At 59.0% G+C, this 15,666-nt stretch carries 15 protein-coding genes and 1 riboswitch; of the genes, 10 read left to right on the top strand and 5 right to left on the bottom strand.

Annotation, left to right across the window (positions count from 1 at the left end):
- Positions 1 to 556: 556 nt before the first annotated feature.
- The 7 genes from HGP17_RS27570 to HGP17_RS27540 all read left to right on the top strand — a co-directional run bounded on the left by HGP17_RS27570 (position 557) and on the right by HGP17_RS27540 (position 6,534).
- Complete coding sequence (locus HGP17_RS27570; protein ID WP_168813966.1) at positions 557 to 1,300, top strand: hypothetical protein; 744 nt, start codon at positions 557 to 559, stop codon at positions 1,298 to 1,300.
- Between the two features lie 109 nt (positions 1,301 to 1,409).
- A riboswitch (TPP riboswitch) is annotated at positions 1,410 to 1,542 on the top strand.
- Between the two features lie 91 nt (positions 1,543 to 1,633).
- Positions 1,634 to 3,457, top strand: a complete 1,824-nt coding sequence (gene thiC, locus HGP17_RS27565; protein WP_168813964.1) for a phosphomethylpyrimidine synthase ThiC — start codon at positions 1,634 to 1,636, stop codon at positions 3,455 to 3,457.
- A gap of 4 nt (positions 3,458 to 3,461) precedes the next feature.
- Positions 3,462 to 4,421: a glycine oxidase ThiO gene (gene thiO / locus HGP17_RS27560; protein ID WP_168813962.1), complete on the top strand. Its 960-nt coding sequence runs from the start codon at positions 3,462 to 3,464 to the stop codon at positions 4,419 to 4,421.
- 11 nt (positions 4,422 to 4,432) lie between these two features.
- Positions 4,433 to 4,630 (top strand): sulfur carrier protein ThiS, encoded by a 198-nt coding sequence (gene thiS / locus HGP17_RS27555; RefSeq protein ID WP_168813960.1) that lies wholly within the window; start codon positions 4,433 to 4,435, stop codon positions 4,628 to 4,630.
- A 2-nt stretch (positions 4,631 to 4,632) separates the two neighbouring features.
- Positions 4,633 to 5,406, top strand: a complete 774-nt coding sequence (locus HGP17_RS27550) for a thiazole synthase (RefSeq protein ID WP_168813958.1) — start codon at positions 4,633 to 4,635, stop codon at positions 5,404 to 5,406.
- Positions 5,403 to 6,014: a thiamine phosphate synthase gene (locus tag HGP17_RS27545; RefSeq protein WP_168813956.1), complete on the top strand. Its 612-nt coding sequence runs from the start codon at positions 5,403 to 5,405 to the stop codon at positions 6,012 to 6,014. Before HGP17_RS27550 ends, HGP17_RS27545 begins: the two co-directional genes overlap by 4 nt.
- Before the next feature lie 160 nt (positions 6,015 to 6,174).
- The gene (locus HGP17_RS27540) at positions 6,175 to 6,534 is read left to right on the top strand and encodes a hypothetical protein (RefSeq protein WP_168813954.1); all 360 of its coding nucleotides are present in this window, start codon (positions 6,175 to 6,177) and stop codon (positions 6,532 to 6,534) included.
- A gap of 102 nt (positions 6,535 to 6,636) precedes the next feature.
- On the opposite strand, the gene HGP17_RS27535 is transcribed toward HGP17_RS27540, so the two are convergent.
- Positions 6,637 to 7,497, bottom strand: coding sequence for a DUF1989 domain-containing protein (locus HGP17_RS27535; protein ID WP_168813952.1), 861 nt, complete (start codon positions 7,495 to 7,497; stop codon positions 6,637 to 6,639).
- A gap of 161 nt (positions 7,498 to 7,658) precedes the next feature.
- Between HGP17_RS27535 and HGP17_RS27530 the strand changes: the two genes are divergently transcribed.
- Positions 7,659 to 8,531 carry a LysR substrate-binding domain-containing protein gene (locus tag HGP17_RS27530; protein ID WP_168813950.1) on the top strand — a complete coding sequence of 291 codons (873 nt, stop codon included), beginning with the start codon at positions 7,659 to 7,661 and terminating at the stop codon, positions 8,529 to 8,531.
- Here HGP17_RS27530 and HGP17_RS27525 read toward each other — a convergent pair whose 3' ends face one another.
- Together HGP17_RS27525 and HGP17_RS27520 are read right to left on the bottom strand one after the other, a co-directional pair.
- Positions 8,532 to 9,536 carry a LacI family DNA-binding transcriptional regulator gene (locus HGP17_RS27525; RefSeq protein ID WP_168813948.1) on the bottom strand — a complete coding sequence of 335 codons (1,005 nt, stop codon included), beginning with the start codon at positions 9,534 to 9,536 and terminating at the stop codon, positions 8,532 to 8,534.
- A 68-nt stretch (positions 9,537 to 9,604) separates the two neighbouring features.
- Positions 9,605 to 10,489 (bottom strand): LysR family transcriptional regulator, encoded by an 885-nt coding sequence (locus tag HGP17_RS27520; RefSeq protein ID WP_168813946.1) that lies wholly within the window; start codon positions 10,487 to 10,489, stop codon positions 9,605 to 9,607.
- A gap of 116 nt (positions 10,490 to 10,605) precedes the next feature.
- Between HGP17_RS27520 and HGP17_RS27515 the strand changes: the two genes are divergently transcribed.
- Positions 10,606 to 10,791, top strand: coding sequence for a 4-oxalocrotonate tautomerase (locus HGP17_RS27515; protein ID WP_168813944.1), 186 nt, complete (start codon positions 10,606 to 10,608; stop codon positions 10,789 to 10,791).
- A gap of 44 nt (positions 10,792 to 10,835) precedes the next feature.
- On the opposite strand, the gene HGP17_RS27510 is transcribed toward HGP17_RS27515, so the two are convergent.
- Together HGP17_RS27510 and HGP17_RS27505 are read right to left on the bottom strand one after the other, a co-directional pair.
- Positions 10,836 to 11,102 carry a hypothetical protein gene (locus tag HGP17_RS27510; protein WP_168813942.1) on the bottom strand — a complete coding sequence of 89 codons (267 nt, stop codon included), beginning with the start codon at positions 11,100 to 11,102 and terminating at the stop codon, positions 10,836 to 10,838.
- 144 nt (positions 11,103 to 11,246) lie between these two features.
- The gene (locus HGP17_RS27505; RefSeq protein WP_168813940.1) at positions 11,247 to 11,708 is read right to left on the bottom strand and encodes an Lrp/AsnC ligand binding domain-containing protein; all 462 of its coding nucleotides are present in this window, start codon (positions 11,706 to 11,708) and stop codon (positions 11,247 to 11,249) included.
- 184 nt (positions 11,709 to 11,892) lie between these two features.
- Between HGP17_RS27505 and putA the strand changes: the two genes are divergently transcribed.
- On the top strand, positions 11,893 to 15,597 hold the full coding sequence (gene putA / locus HGP17_RS27500; protein WP_168813938.1) for a trifunctional transcriptional regulator/proline dehydrogenase/L-glutamate gamma-semialdehyde dehydrogenase: 3,705 nt from the start codon (positions 11,893 to 11,895) through the stop codon (positions 15,595 to 15,597).
- The last annotated feature ends 69 nt before the right edge of the window (positions 15,598 to 15,666 follow it).

Genomic DNA, 15,666 nt, shown 5'->3' with positions numbered 1-15,666 from the left:
CCACCTGAAAATCGGCTCGGTCTAACTACGACCAGGTAACCCGGCAAATACGCACCTTATTGTTGGCTTGAGTCCCCTCTAACCTCCAAAATTGACCTCGCGGCAAGGGTAACGAAATGCCCCTACCGATCCGGCCGAACGGTCGACCGTAAGACAATTTTTGTGTCCTGCATTTGGATTACAAACAGCCCGTATGTTTGTCAATTATGTGAAAACCGCACGAATGCTACTCTTGAGCGCTGTTGCTTAAATGCAACTGCGTCAACCTCACCGGTGTTTCCTTTCATCAATGGCGCCAATGGGAGGCTGCGTCGCGCTCGGTGGCCCGAAAAACGGACGATAAACCGGGAGATTCAGGCCGCCGATCACGGATCTGCGAGAGCTCGAATTCACGCGCAAGACATGATTTGCGCAGCTGATTGCCGGACGCGATCAGCATTGTCAGAAACATTCAGAAAAGAATGAGAAACAAATTTCAATAATTCGCTACACACAGAAATGTTGAATCTCCCTAGATTCCGGCGACTCGCGCGCACCGGAAAGGGACTCACTGCGAATGACCGAGAATCGGCTGATCTTTATTGCCACTCCCTGTTTCGGCGGCCTCGTAACCAAGGATTACATGCAATCCATTTTCTCGCTCATGCAGACGGGCGCGCAGGCTGGCATCCAGCTGACGCTTGCGCTGCTTGGCAATGACGCGCTGATCACCCGCAGCCGCAACACGCTGGTGTCGTCCTTCCTGAACGACACGACTGCGACTCACTTGCTCTTCGTCGACGCAGACATCAGCTTCGAACCTGATCAGGTGATGCGATTGCTGGAGTCCGACAAGGATGTCGTCGCCGCGATGTATCCCATCAAGGATTATGATTGGAACATGGCGGCCAAGACGAATTCGCAGGAAGGAACCTCGCTTGCTGCCGCCGCGCTCCATTATGTCGGCACGCCGATAGTCGGACAGAGTGCCGAGCGCGATGGAGACTTTGTCAGTGCCGTTTATGCCGGTACGGGCATGTTGTTGATCAAGCGGACCGTCATTGAGCAGATGACCGAGGCCTATCCGGGCCTGAGCTACAATGCCATCCATGCCTATCCGAGCACAAAGCGGTCACCGGGAACGCAATACGCTCTGTTCGAATGCATGATCGAGGAAGAAACCGGCCTCTATTTGAGTGAGGACTTTGCTTTCTGCCGTCGCTGGCGGGCGCTGGGCGGCAAGATCTGGCTCGATACGGCGAGCAAGCTGAACCATACCGGTCCTCACCGTTTCGTCGGCAATACCGCTCCTCGCTACTGAGCCGAAGCGCATCGATCGGAAGCCAAAAGACAAGCCATATGGCAATACCGGGCTAGGCGCGTTCACTGCTACAGGGTTGACAGCAGCAGAAGAGAGCGCATAGCCTTCTGACATTCACCAGGGGGGTCCCGGCAAGGGGCTGAGATACTGCTGAGCAATTCGGCTTTGCCGATTGTGGGCGCAGTGACCCGTTGAACCTGATCCAGTTCATACTGGCGTAGGGACGGTGCAAGCGCTCGATGGCTTTGGATTCCCGCGTGGATTCCGTGCCGGCGTCTTTCCATCATTCCGGCTGAGGACTGGGTCTCCAACTGCAACTTGGAGCCTCAAACCATGAACATTGCCGCAAAGAACCTCACCCCGACCGTTACCACCGGCCCGCTGCCGGCCTCGCGGAAGATCTATATCCCCGGAGAGATCCACGCCAACATCCGGGTGCCGATGCGCGAAATCAGCGTCCATCCGACATCAGGCGAACCGCCGGTCGTCGTCTATGATTCCTCCGGTTCCTACACGATCGAAGGAGCCGATATCCGTATCGAACAGGGCCTGTCGCAGTTGCGCCGCGACTGGGTGCTCTCCCGCGGCGATGTCGAGGCCTATGAGGGTCGCGACGTGCGTCCCGAGGATAACGGCTTCGTGAGCGGCGATCGGCTGACGCCGGAATTTCCGGCCAAACGCCCGCCGCTGCGCGCCAAGGACGGCAAGGCCGTCACCCAGCTCGCCTATGCGCGCGCCGGCATCATCACGCCGGAAATGGAGTTCATCGCCATCCGCGAAAATCTCGGTCGCAAGGCGAAGGCGGAAGCTTTGATCCGCGACGGCGAGAGCTTTGGCGCCCATATTCCAGATCACGTAACCCCCGAATTCGTCCGCCAGGAGGTGGCCGCCGGCCGCGCCATCATTCCGGCCAACATCAACCATCCGGAAAGCGAACCGATGATCATCGGCCGGAACTTCCTCGTGAAGATCAACGCCAATATCGGTAATTCCGCAGTCACCTCATCCATGGCCGAAGAAGTCGAGAAGATGGTCTGGGCAGCGCGCTGGGGCGCAGATACCGTCATGGACCTGTCGACAGGCCGCAACATTCACAACATCCGCGAATGGATCATCCGCAACTCGCCGCTGCCGATCGGCACGGTGCCGCTCTATCAGGCTTTGGAAAAAGTTGGCGGTATCGCCGAGGAGCTGACCTGGGAAGTGTACCGGGATACCCTGATCGAGCAGGCCGAACAGGGTGTCGATTATTTCACCATCCATGCCGGCGTGCGGCTGCATTATATTCCACTAACCGTCAACCGCGTCACCGGCATCGTCTCACGCGGCGGCTCGATCATGGCCAAGTGGTGTCTTCATCACCATCGCGAGAGCTTCCTTTACGAGCACTTCGAGGAAATCTGCGATATCTGCCGTGCCTATGACGTCTCCTTCTCGCTCGGCGACGGGTTGCGCCCCGGCTCGATCGCCGATGCCAACGACGCCGCACAGTTTGCCGAGCTGGAGACGCTCGGCGAGTTGACGAAGATTGCCTGGGCCAGGGATTGTCAAGTCATGATCGAAGGCCCCGGCCACGTGCCGATGCACAAGATCAAGGAGAATATGGACAAGCAGCTCGCCGTTTGCGGCGAAGCGCCCTTCTATACGCTCGGGCCGCTGACGACGGATATCGCACCCGGCTACGATCATATCACCTCGGGAATCGGCGCTGCGATGATCGGCTGGTTCGGAACAGCGATGCTCTGCTACGTCACGCCGAAGGAACATTTGGGCCTGCCGGATAGAAACGACGTCAAGACCGGTGTGATCACATACAAGATCGCCGCACATGCCGCCGATCTGGCCAAGGGCCATCCGGCGGCCCAGGTACGTGACGACGCCTTGTCGCGAGCTCGTTTCGAATTCCGTTGGGAGGATCAGTTTAATCTGTCGCTCGATCCGGACACCGCCCGCAGCTTCCACGACGAAACCCTGCCGAAGGAAGCGCACAAGGTCGCGCATTTCTGCTCGATGTGCGGTCCGAAATTCTGCTCGATGCGGATCTCGCACGACATTCGTGCCGAAGCGCAGAAAGAAGGGCTGAAAGCCATGGCGGCAAAGTACCGGGAAGGCGGCGATCTCTATATGCCAATCGACACGTCCGCACGTCCGGCCTAATAAAATGCACGTCCTTGTCAAAGGGGCCGGCGTTGCCGGCCTCGTGGTTGCCCATGAACTTAGCGCGCGTGGAGCGGATGTGACCATTTCCGATCCGCACGTCGACTTCAGCCATGCCGCCTCGTGGCTTGCCGGCGGCATGCTCGCGCCCTTCTGTGAGCGGGAAAACGCCGAAGAAGCCGTGTTGACGCGCGGCTTCGACGCCGCAGATCGATGGGATAAGATGCTGCCCGGTGAAGTCGTGCGCAACGGAACGCTCGTCATCGCGCCGCCGCGCGATTTTGGCGAACTCAAGCGGTTCGCCAGCCGCACGACCGGGCATGATTGGATGGGGGAAAACGAGATCGCTTCCCTCGAACCCTCTCTTTCCGGCCGCTTCAAGCAGGCACTGTTCTTTCGCCAGGAAGCTCACCTCAATCCGCGCCGCGCGCTGCTCGGCTTGAAGAAGAAGCTTTCAGCGCAGGGTGTCGCGTTCACCAAGACAGATGTGGATGCGCGCGAATTTACCGAGATCGTCGATTGCACGGGCGCCGCCCGCATCGGGGATGCCAGCGAACTTCGTGGTGTACGCGGCGAAATGCTCTATCTTCATACGGAAGAAGTAACACTCGCCCGCCCCATCCGGCTCCTGCACCCGCGCATCCCAATCTATATCGTCCCACGCGGAGGCGGCCTGTTCATGGTCGGCGCGACCATGATCGAGAGCGATTTCAACGGCCCGATCACTGCGCGCTCGTTGATGGAGCTGCTCAACGCCGCCTATGCGGTCCATCCGGCATTTGCCGATGCCACCGTCGTTGAGACAGGCGTCGGCATCCGCCCCGCCTTCCCAGACAATTTTCCGCGTGTGACGCGGCAGGACAATATCGTCACCTTTAACGGGCTCTACCGTCATGGCTTTCTGCTCGCGCCCGCGATGGCCGCCCAAGCTGCCGACATGCTTTTTTGCCAACAGTCCGAATAGAGGGAATCCCAATGCGCCTGATCATCAACGGCGAAGCTCAAACGGTTGCCGCCACCACACTTTCGCAGCTCTTGTGCGCGCTCGATTATGAAGGCGATTGGCTGGCAACTGCCGTCAACGGCGAACTCGTGCACCGTGAAGACCGCGATGACCACGCGTTGAACGATAATGACCGCGTCGAAATCCTGACGCCGATGCAGGGAGGCTGATCATGCTTGAGCTCTATGGACATAAAATTGCGTCCCGTCTTCTTCTTGGTACCGCGCGTTATCCCTCGCCGGCCGTGCTTGCCGAGACGGTGAAACGCTCAGGAACGGAAATCCTGACCGTATCTTTGCGCCGTGAAACGGCAGGCGGCCGCAATGGTGGCGCCTTCTTCGACATGATCCGGGCGCTTGGCACCCGCATTCTTCCAAATACCGCCGGCTGCCACGGCATCTCCGAAGCGGTGCTGACCGCGAAGATGGCGCGAGAGGTTTTTCGGACCAACTGGATCAAGCTCGAGGTCATCGGCACTCATGATACCTTGCAGCCGGATGTTTTTGCGCTGGTCGACGCGGCCCGCATCCTCATCGACGAGGGCTTCGAGGTTTTTCCCTACACGACCGACGATCTGGTCGTCGCCGAGCGCTTGCTTGAAGCCGGGTGCAAGGTGCTGATGCCATGGTGTGCGCCGATCGGAACAGCGGCAGGGCCGCTCAATCTCTTTGCACTCCGATCAATGCGGGCGAATTTCCCCGAGGTGCCACTGATCGTCGATGCCGGTATCGGTCGTCCCTCGCATGCGGCAACGGTCATGGAGCTCGGGTTCGACGCCGTACTGCTCAACACAGCCGTCGCCGGAGCAGGAGACCCGGCCAGCATGGCAGAAGCCTTCTCCAAGACGATAGATGCCGGCAGGCAGGCTTTCGAGGCGGGCATGCTGGAGCCTCGCGACATGGCCGTTCCCTCGACGCCCCTCATCGGAAAGGCGGTGTTCCTGTGACGCTTGATCCCTTCTATTTGATCGTCGACAGCGCTGTCTGGGTTGAACGGTTGGTGCCGCTCGGCGTCAAACTCGTCCAATTGCGCATCAAGGATCGGGCGGCTTCCGAAATTCGCGCGGAGATTCGTGCTGCCAGGGCTGTCTGCGCTGATCATGGCTGCCAGTTGATCATCAACGACTATTGGCAGGCAGCGATCGAAGAGGATTGCGATTTCATCCATCTCGGTCAGGAAGATCTGGCGGTCGCGGATCTCGGTCCCATACGCGCCGCCGGCTTGAAGTTGGGGCTTTCGACCCATGACGCAGCGGAATTGACGACCGCCCTCGCGGCAATCCCGGACTACATCGCGCTCGGGCCGATCTATCCGACGATATTGAAAGCCATGCCCTGGGCACCACAGGGCTTGGAGCGCATCGGCCAATGGAAGACGACGATCGGCAACATCCCCCTTGTTGCGATCGGCGGGCTTAGTGTCGAGAGAATTCCCGGCGTGTTCCAAAATGGCGCGGATAGCGCGGCTGTCGTGACCGACGTCACCCGCAATCCGGACCCCGAATCACGAACCCTCGAATGGATTCGCGCCACACGCGGCCATCTCAAAACCTGATAATTCGGAGATAGAACTGTTGCAAAAGCCTAATTTTGCAGGCTTTTCAGCGGATGAACGGCACATTCATTAAATATTCAGCTGAACATAATCATGCTTAGGACGTTGAATATAAGTCTCGCGCATTTCGCTGAGCATAAAGACTGCTTTGGAGGTAGTCATGATAAAGAAAACGGTTCTTACAGTTTTGCTGGCTGCGACGGTCGTCGGCGGCGCATTGGCGCCAGTCGGCGTTGCCCAAGCGCAGCAATATGACGGCCGCCCGCCGTATCGCGGCGATTATCGCGGTCATGACGACTGGCGTCGCCATCATCACCACGGCAATGGCGGCGCAATTGCCGGCGGCGTGGCCGCAGGCCTAATCGGTGGCCTGATCGGCGGCGCTATCGTGAACAATAACAGTGGCCCGGTTTACGCAGAACCGCCACCGCCGCCGCCGCGTTGCTGGTTTGAAAGCCGCCCGGTCCAAAACCAGTATGACGACGGATATCACTACGAACGCATGCGCGTTTGCGATTAAAATGATCGGCGGGATGCGTCGTTCTAAGATGTATTCCGCTTTATAATCAAATTCCGATGCCGGCGGTGGAAACCGCCGGCAAAATTTTTCGCAACGTACTGCCTATAGACCATGCGTTCTCGGATAGCCGCTGCGCTCGGGAAACTTTCGACCCGTCAAGCTATCCGGCTGTGGGCGCCAGATTTCCACCAGCAAGGGGTAGCAAGCCGCTTCGTCACTCGAATGGCCGCTGCCGCAATCCCCGCCAGGACAAGCCGACAAGGCTCCCAGAAGATCGATCTCCGCAAAGAACTCGATGAAATCGCCAGGCCGCACCGGGCTTGCCTTCATGAAATACTGATGCGTGTCATGCGTGAAGCCCGTGCACATGAAAACATTCAGAACATCGTGAACATGGACTTCCGCGTCCTGAACGGACATGTTGGTTTCCGCTGCAAGCGCTCGCGACAGATTGGAGTGGCAGCAGTGATGATAGTCGTCATTTTTTAGCAGCCGGTTCGTATAGGGGTCACACCGGGTGCCGATGACATCGTGAACGCCTGCTCCGTCCGCATCCCAGCCGTACCAGCCCAGCGTATCATGAGTGATTGTCGCCATCGGACGCAAAAATGGCAGGCTGCTCCACAGACGATCGCCGCGACCGACATGAGTGGCATGCAGCGCGCGCGTCTTACCGCTGAAAAACCGCTCGGAGAGATCCTCTGCGTTCCATAGGTTGAGATCGCCGACCTGGGCACCCTCCACACTGACGATACGAAAGAAATGGCCCCTGGGCACGCGAAAGCTGCCCCCCTCACGCGGCGGCACGACGACCTCAGCAACCTTCGTCATACTTTGCCTTGCAGCAAGGAGTCGATCCAGATCGACCGGCGGCAGCGTTTCGTTCGGATAGACTACAACAGCAGGTTTGCTGCGCCGCTCTTCGGCGTCGGATGGCGCCGTAATACCTTGGATGCTGTGCATTTTGATTGCTGTCTCCTGAAAATTCCAAACTTCGTCCGCTGGCTGCAGCCGTCATGCGAACGCAGGCAGGTCACTGCTTTCCCCACACTCTAGCGTGCCGTTCGCCACGCACAACGATCATTGTTCTTGCGCTTTGGCCAAGTCTTACTTAGCCTTTGTCCATGCGCACCGTCCCCCAGGCTTCCCTTCGCGCCTTCGAAGTCGCCATCCGTCACGAAAGCTTCGCCAAGGCGGCGGTAGAGCTGAATTTGACGGCAGCGGGGATCAGCCAGCATGTTCGTGCGATGGAGGCGTGGCTGGGCATTCCACTGTTTACCCGCCACCCTCGTGGCGTGACTGCGACGGCCGCTGGCCGTGAATTCGGGGCTGCTATCGCCCACGGTCTTGGGCATATTGAGAGCGTAGCGCAAAAACTGAGGCAGGATGGCAAAGACCGGCCTGTCAGTGTCGCGTGCATCGCTTCGGTTGCAACCCGATGGCTGATTCCAAGGCTTCCGGATTTCAGGCGCAAGCATCCCGATATTCGCATCAACATCGTCTACGCGCTCGATGCGAGGACGCCGGAGGCTGCGAGCGTAGATCTGATGATCCGCCACGGGCCCATGCCGACGGCAAACGCTGTCGCTCTTTTGAGCGCCGAGACCCGGCCGACCTGCTCGACAGAGTTCCGGCACCGCGCCGGCCCGATCGACGCACCTTCGGATCTACTGCATGCCGAACTGCTTCATGACGAAACGACAAGCGCCTGGGCACGATGGTTCGCGCTCGCCGGCATCCGCACATCGCCGAAACCCGGTCCGATCTTTGCCGACTTCACGTTAATGATCGGCTCTGTCCTTGGCGGTCAGGGCATCGGCCTATGCCCGACCGCTTTGATCACCGATGAGCTTGCCAACGGGACCCTCTTGACGCTCTTCGATACACCTCTTGATACGGAAAAAGCTTACTGGCTTCTGCAGGCCAGCCGTCTGTCAACGGAGGCAGAGACGTTTCGCGATTGGCTGTTGGCCGCGAGCGAACGTTTTCCCGCGTGATCAGAGGCCTTCCGACGTCATCGTCAAAAAGCGAACAGGCTCGGAATCAATATCGGTATCGATCAGGCCAAGACGCTTCAACGTCAGATCTACGGCGCGTCGTGCCTGAACTTCCGGCGCTTGGTCGAGGACGATCGTCATCAAGCCCTCTTTGAGGTAACCACGGGTCGCCTCCGAAAGCTCATGTCCCACCCAGAAGATCGACTGCTTGCGATGACGCAGCAGGATCGTCGCGATTGCCGCGTTGTCGCCGCCGGCACTATAAAGGCCACAAAGATCCGGATACCTGGCGAATGCGGCCGACAGCATCTCCATCGTCTTCATCTCATCGTCTTCATCGAACATCACTTCAACGAAGCGATGTCCCGGATTGGCATGGGCCAGCAGATAATCGGAAAAGCCCCGAATACGGGCCTTATGGTTTTCATAAGCGCCGCTGTGGCAGAGTGCGACGAACCTTCCCGGAGTGCCGGCCTGCATGCGAGTCATATAGAAGGCGGCGGTGCGGCCTGCCGCCTCGTTGTCGATACCAACGTAGGCGAGTTCGGGCGCAGGCCGCGTCATGATCTGCACCACCGGTATGCCGCCGCCAGCCGCTTTACGAACGCTTCCAACCACATCGGGATGGTCCGGCGCAACAACGATCAGGGCGGAACGGCGTGCCTGCGGATTCATAATGTGGCGCGAGAATTCGACGGGATCGTCTTCCTTTGCGAAGGTCCGTTGGATCAAAATATCCTTGTCAAGCAAAGCGGCGATCCGCTCAAAGGCACGATTGAGCCTCGAGTAGAAATAGGTCTCGGGTCGGAGCAGCACGACTTCGATGCGCACCAGTCCGTGCCTGGTTCCAGCAAGAGGTGCGCGATAGCCGAGCCGCTTGGCGGCAATCAATATCTTTTCTGCCGTTTCGGGCGAGACATTCCCGCGCCCATTCAGCGCACGCTCTACCGTCGCCGGTCCAACGCCCGCCGCAGCCGCGACATCCTTCAGTGTGACCTTGCCCACACCCTCACTCCTTCAAGCCCATGATCAGATTCGATCATAGTTTCGTGCGCCGTGAAAGGGCCGACCTATCAGCCAAAGCGAGCCACCAGGAAATCGATAACGCTGCGCAGCATCGCAGTTGGACGGCGATCCGGCGCGTACACCAAATGCATGGGGACCGGCTTGTAAGACCACTGCGGCAGGACGAGTTCGAGCCTGCCGGCATCAATATCCGCGGCCAAAAGCAACTCCGGTTGCAGAACGATCCCTGCTCCATGAAGAGCCGCAACCCGCAAGGCCCCACCCTGGTTCGTGGTGAAGCGGCCCTTGATCGCAATCTCCCGCACTTCGTCGCCAGGCCCCATCAGATGCCAGCGCCCCTGCAGCCGCCAATAGGAATGGCCGAGACACATGTGATTGACGAGATCCTCGGGACATTCGGGCCGGCCAAAGCGGTTGAGATAATCAGACGATGCGGCAAGGATGCGTCGATAAGGTTTCAGCGCCCGCGCCACCAGATTGGTATCCTTCAGATCACCGATATGAATCCCAAGTTCATAGCCCTCTCCAATCAAGTCGTGCGGATTGTTGTCGAGTGCCAGATCGACGCTGACCTCGAGATTCTGATTGATGTAATCGACGAGTGCCGGGACGAGACTTTGCGTTCCGAAGCTGACGGGCGCCACCAGTCGAAGCCGACCGCGCGGCGCCGACTGCAACTCCGATGCGGACGCCTCGGCGGCATCGACTTCCGCAAGGACCGTCTTGCAGCGCTCGTAATAGAGCCTGCCCACCTCGGTCAGATGATGACGGCGCGTCGTTCGGTGAAGCAGCCGTGCCCCGAGGCGTTTCTCGATCGTGCCGATATGCTTGGCGACCATCGTCGCCGATACGCGGCTGATCTCCGCCGCAGCGGCAAAGCTGCCTTCCTCGACGACCTTCACGAACATCGCCATACCAGCAAGCTTATCCATGATTACCAACCCTCAGGTTTGGAATGACGCAATTAATAGCGTATTTATCATTCGGAGGTTTTGCAGGATAGTCCGCGTCGGCCGAATATCAGGCCATGTTCTATCAAGGAGTCGTCATGCCTATCTTGCGCTTGGAAATGCATCCCGGACGCACACAAGACCAGAAGCGTGCCTTCGTTCGCGAGGCAACCAAGGTTGCCGTCGAAACGCTCGCTTGCCCGCCAGAATCGGTAGAAATCGTCATCACGGAAATTTCGAAGGATTCCTGGGCGACGGCAGGCAAGCTGAAATCGGATAGTTAAACTTATCCGATTTCATCATCACGCCTGGCGATCGAATGCGATCGTCAGGCGCGGTCGTTCGTCAGACTCTGCCGACCCCAGGCCTCTGCCCATTCCATCAGACGCGCCAATTCCTGCTTGAGCGCGTGCGAACGCATGATATCGGCGGCGTGGTCGCCATTGGTGCGCGGGTTGTAAAACACGACGATTTCCTCGCCGCTTTCCCGTCTTGCCGCTTCAAGCCGGGTCTTCACATCGTCAACTTCGGCCTTCACCGCAAAGTACCGCTTCATGACCTCAACAAGGTCGCGGTCGCTTGCATTCATTTCCATGCATACTCCACCATACTCATTCTGGCTTTGGCGGGTTGATCCGATTCGGATGGCAAAATCTAGGTGATTGTTTAGCCGGCAAGATGAATTGGAGGATGGCGCCTCTCTCCAGCGAGTAAGGATGTCCCTGACGCCCCCCCGGACTTACGACCAGTTTTCCTTCACGGATTGCATGACAACATTGGTCGATGTGCTCGCGACGAACGGTAAACTGGAAATCTTTTCGCCGAGCACGATACGGTAGCGACGGATGTCCGATGTGCGCACCTTCAGCAGATAGTCGAAGCGCCCCGCAATCATATGGCACTCCTCGATTTCCTTGATCTTCTTGATCGCATTGTTGAAGCTGAGCAGGGCCTCTTCGCGCGTATCCGTCAGTTTGACCTCGGCGAAGGCGACATGATCGAGGCCAAGCTTGATGGGATTAAGCACCGCCTTGAAGCCATCGATATAACCTGAATCGATCAGTTTCTTCAGCCGCGCCTGGCAGGGTGTCTTGGAAAGGCCGACCCGCTCGGAAAGCTCGGTAATCGACATACGCCCGTCTTCGACCAGTGCATCGAGGATCTTCTGATCGAACTGGTCGATTTCACTGGATTTGATCATTTTTGTAGGCATTCCTATTTGAAATTGACTTCATTGAAGTTCAATATGCCTGGAAAGCCATAGTTTCAAGGCGGAACGCTTTTTCGGAATGAAGTATGTTCGCAGCGAAGCAACGGGAGGGTTTCCCGGGCCGTGTCGCTAACGCCCCGTCAAATCATCGGTCCCCTTGCACCTTGAGGTTATCATGACTGCCACTGTCGCAAGCGCCACGGAAGAACCCTCGCCGGAAGCTGCCCCGTTTTCGCAATTTGCTCCGCCGATCCAGCCTCAAAGCCCGCTTCGAAAAGCGATCACCGCCGCCTATCGTCTTCCCGAGACTGAGTGTGTCCCGGTACTCGTGGAAGCGGCAACTCTGCCGGAGCCGGTTCGCGAGGCAGCAAAGAAGACAGCGAAGAAACTCATCGAGGCACTGCGCGCCAAACACAAGGGCACGGGCGTCGAGGGACTGGTGCAGGAGTATTCCTTGTCGAGCCAGGAAGGTGTGGCGCTGATGTGCCTTGCCGAGGCTTTGCTGCGTATTCCCGACACAGCAACCCGCGACGCCCTCATTCGCGACAAAATCGCCGGCGGTGACTGGAAATCGCATCTGGGTGGCGGTCGCTCAATGTTCGTCAATGCCGCGACATGGGGTTTGGTCGTTACCGGCAAGCTGACATCGACGGTCAGCGAGAGCAAGCTCTCGGCGTCCTTGACACGGCTTATAGCCCGCGCCGGCGAGCCGGTCATTCGCCGCGGCGTCGACATGGCCATGCGCATGATGGGCGAGCAATTCGTGACGGGCGAAACGATCAATGAGGCGTTGCGGCGTGCCCGCTCCCTCGAGGCCAAAGGCTTTCGGTATTCCTACGATATGCTCGGCGAAGCCGCAACGACGCATGCCGACGCCGAGCGCTACTATCGGGATTATGAGACCGCCATCAACGCAATCGGCAAGGCCTCTGCCGGACGCGGCATCTACGAAGGTCCGGGCATTTCCATCAAGCTCTCGGCGCTGCACCCGCGCTATTCGCGTTCACAGACCGACAGGGTCATGCGTGAGCTGTTGCCGAAGGTGAAGGCGCTCGCTCTTCTTTCCAAGCGATATAACATCGGTCTGAATATTGATGCCGAGGAGGCGGATCGGCTGGAATTGTCGCTTGATCTGTTGGAGGCGCTCTGCCTCGATCCTGATCTGTCCGGTTGGGATGGCATTGGCTTCGTCGTCCAGGCCTACGGCAAGCGCTGCCCCTTCGTTCTCGATTTCATCATTGATCTTGCCCGGCGCTCGGGACACCGATTGATGGTGCGCCTGGTCAAGGGTGCCTATTGGGATGCCGAGATCAAGCGCGCGCAACTGGAGGGTCTGGAAGGCTTTCCAGTCTACACACGCAAGATCTATACAGACGTCTCCTATGTCGCCTGCGCCAAAAAGCTGCTTTCGGCAACCGATGTCGTCTTCCCGCAATTTGCCACGCACAACGCCCAGACGCTGGCCACCATCTACCAGATGGCTGGAAGCGAATTCACGGTGGGCAAATATGAGTTCCAGTGCCTGCATGGCATGGGCGAGCCCCTTTACGAAGAAGTGGTCGGCCGCGAAAATCTTGATCGGCCCTGCCGGATCTATGCCCCTGTCGGCACGCACGAAACATTGCTTGCTTATCTCGTCCGCCGCTTGCTGGAGAACGGCGCAAATTCATCCTTCGTCAACAAGATCGCCGATCCCGCAGTTTCCGTTTCCGAGCTGATTGCCGACCCGGTGGACGTGGTGCGGTCTATGCCTGTCATGGGTGCACAACACGAGAGGATTGCCCTTCCCGCGAACCTGTTTGGGAGCGTTCGCAGGAACTCGGCTGGTATCGATCTGTCAAACGAGGCGGCGCTTTACAATCTCTCGCAACAGCTTCTTGCCTCGGCTGCCAATGACTGGGTCGCAAAGCCGTTGCTGGCCGATGGCTCGGAGCGCGGCGCAGTACGCCCGATCCTTAATCCTGCCGATCACTCCGACCGTGTCGGCGAAGTCACAGAGCTTGCTCCTGAGGATGCTGCCGACGTCATGCGCCTTTCGGCGGAAGCGGCCGCCACATGGGCAGCGGTCACGCCCGATGCACGCGCGGCCATTCTCGAGCGCGCCGCTGATTTGATGCAGGCAGACATGCCCGCGCTCGTCGGCTTGGCGATCCGCGAGGCCGGAAAGTCTGCTGCAAATGCAGTCGGCGAGGTCAGAGAAGCGATCGACTTTCTGCGCTACTACGCCGCACAGGCACGCGACGTGCTGTCACCAGAGAGCGTGCCGCTCGGCCCGGTCGTCTGCATCAGCCCATGGAACTTTCCGTTGGCGATCTTCACGGGTCAAGTCGCAGCCGCGCTGGTTGCCGGAAATCCTGTCGTCGCCAAGCCGGCCGGCAATACGCCGCTTATCGCCGCTCAGGGCGTCCGTATCCTGCATGAAGCCGGCATTCCGCGCGGCGTCTTGCAGTTCGTGCCGGGTAGCGGCAGCATGGGCGCGGCACTGGTTGGCGCGCCTCAAACTGCCGGCGTTATGTTCACTGGCTCGACGGAAGTCGCACGTCTCATTCAGACGCAGCTTACCGACCGGCTGTCGAAGTTCGGCAAGCCCATCCCGCTAATCGCGGAAACCGGCGGCCAGAACGGCATGATCGTCGATTCCTCGGCATTGGCCGAACAGGTCGTCGCTGATGTCATCGCCTCCGCCTTCGACAGTGCGGGCCAGCGCTGCTCCGCACTCCGCGTCCTGTGCCTGCAAGACGAGGTCGCGGATCGCACCCTGACCATGCTGCGCGGCGCGCTTCGCGAACTTTCCGTTGGCCGAACCGATCGCCTTGCTATCGACATCGGCCCCGTCATCGATGAAAACGCCAGGCGCGGAATCAACCAGCATATTGAGCGGATGCGCGAGCTTGGCTGCCGCGTTGAGCAGCTCGATCTGCCCGATAGCGCCGCCAACGGCACTTTTGTCGCGCCGACGATTATTGAACTAAAGAGACTTTCCGACCTGAAACGCGAGGTCTTCGGCCCCGTCCTCCACATCATTCGCTACAAGCGCAAGGGGCTCGACAAGCTGATCGACGATGTCAACGCTTCGGGTTACGGCCTCACCTTCGGCCTCCACACCCGGCTCGACGATACGATCGCACATGTTACGGGACGCGTGAAAGCGGGCAACCTTTACGTCAACCGCAACATCATCGGAGCCGTCGTCGGTGTACAACCCTTCGGTGGACGCGGCCTCTCCGGCACCGGCCCGAAGGCAGGCGGCCCCATGTACCTGCGCCGTCTGATGGTATCCGCGACGGAGCCATTGCGCGACGCGTCCGTGATATCCACCCAGGCAATGACGGACTATCTTCGCTGGCTGGAGAGCAAGGGAGCGGATGATGCCGCCAAGCGGGCACGGGACATCGCAGCCAGATCGTCTCTGGGCTTCAATACGGAATTGTCGGGCCCCGTTGGCGAGATGAACCTCTATGCGCTCCATCCGCGCGGCCGCGTTCTTCTCGTCCCCGAGACTGCTTTCGGCCTGCACTCGCAGATCGCAGCCGCACTGGCGACAGGCAATTCGATCGTGATCGACGCCGCGTCCGGTTTCCAGGAAGAGCTTCGCGATTTACCTGGGGAAGTAGCAGCCCTCATTTCATGGTCCAAGGACTGGGCCGCAGACGGACCATTCGCCGGCGCCCTCATCGAGGGGAATGCGGACCGCATGAGGCAGGCGATCAAGGCAATCTCCGCTATCCCCGGACCGCTGGTCCTGACACAGGCAGCCTCCAGTGAGGAAATTGCTGAGAACCCCGACGCCTACTGCCTGAACTGGTTGCTCGAGGAAGTCACGACCTCGATCAATACGGCAGCAGCCGGTGGCAATGCGAGCTTGATGACGATCGGCTGAAGTCTAGAGTATTCCAGGAAAAGTGCGCAGCGTTTTTCCGTCCGGAATTGCGTGAAAACAAAGAGATAG

The sequence above is a fragment of the Rhizobium sp. P38BS-XIX genome, from assembly GCF_012641435.1.
In the GTDB taxonomy this organism is placed as follows: Bacteria; Pseudomonadota; Alphaproteobacteria; order Rhizobiales; family Rhizobiaceae; genus Rhizobium.
The sequence above is the reverse complement of the archived record's forward strand: the minus strand, read 5'-3'. Positions and strand labels throughout refer to the sequence as shown.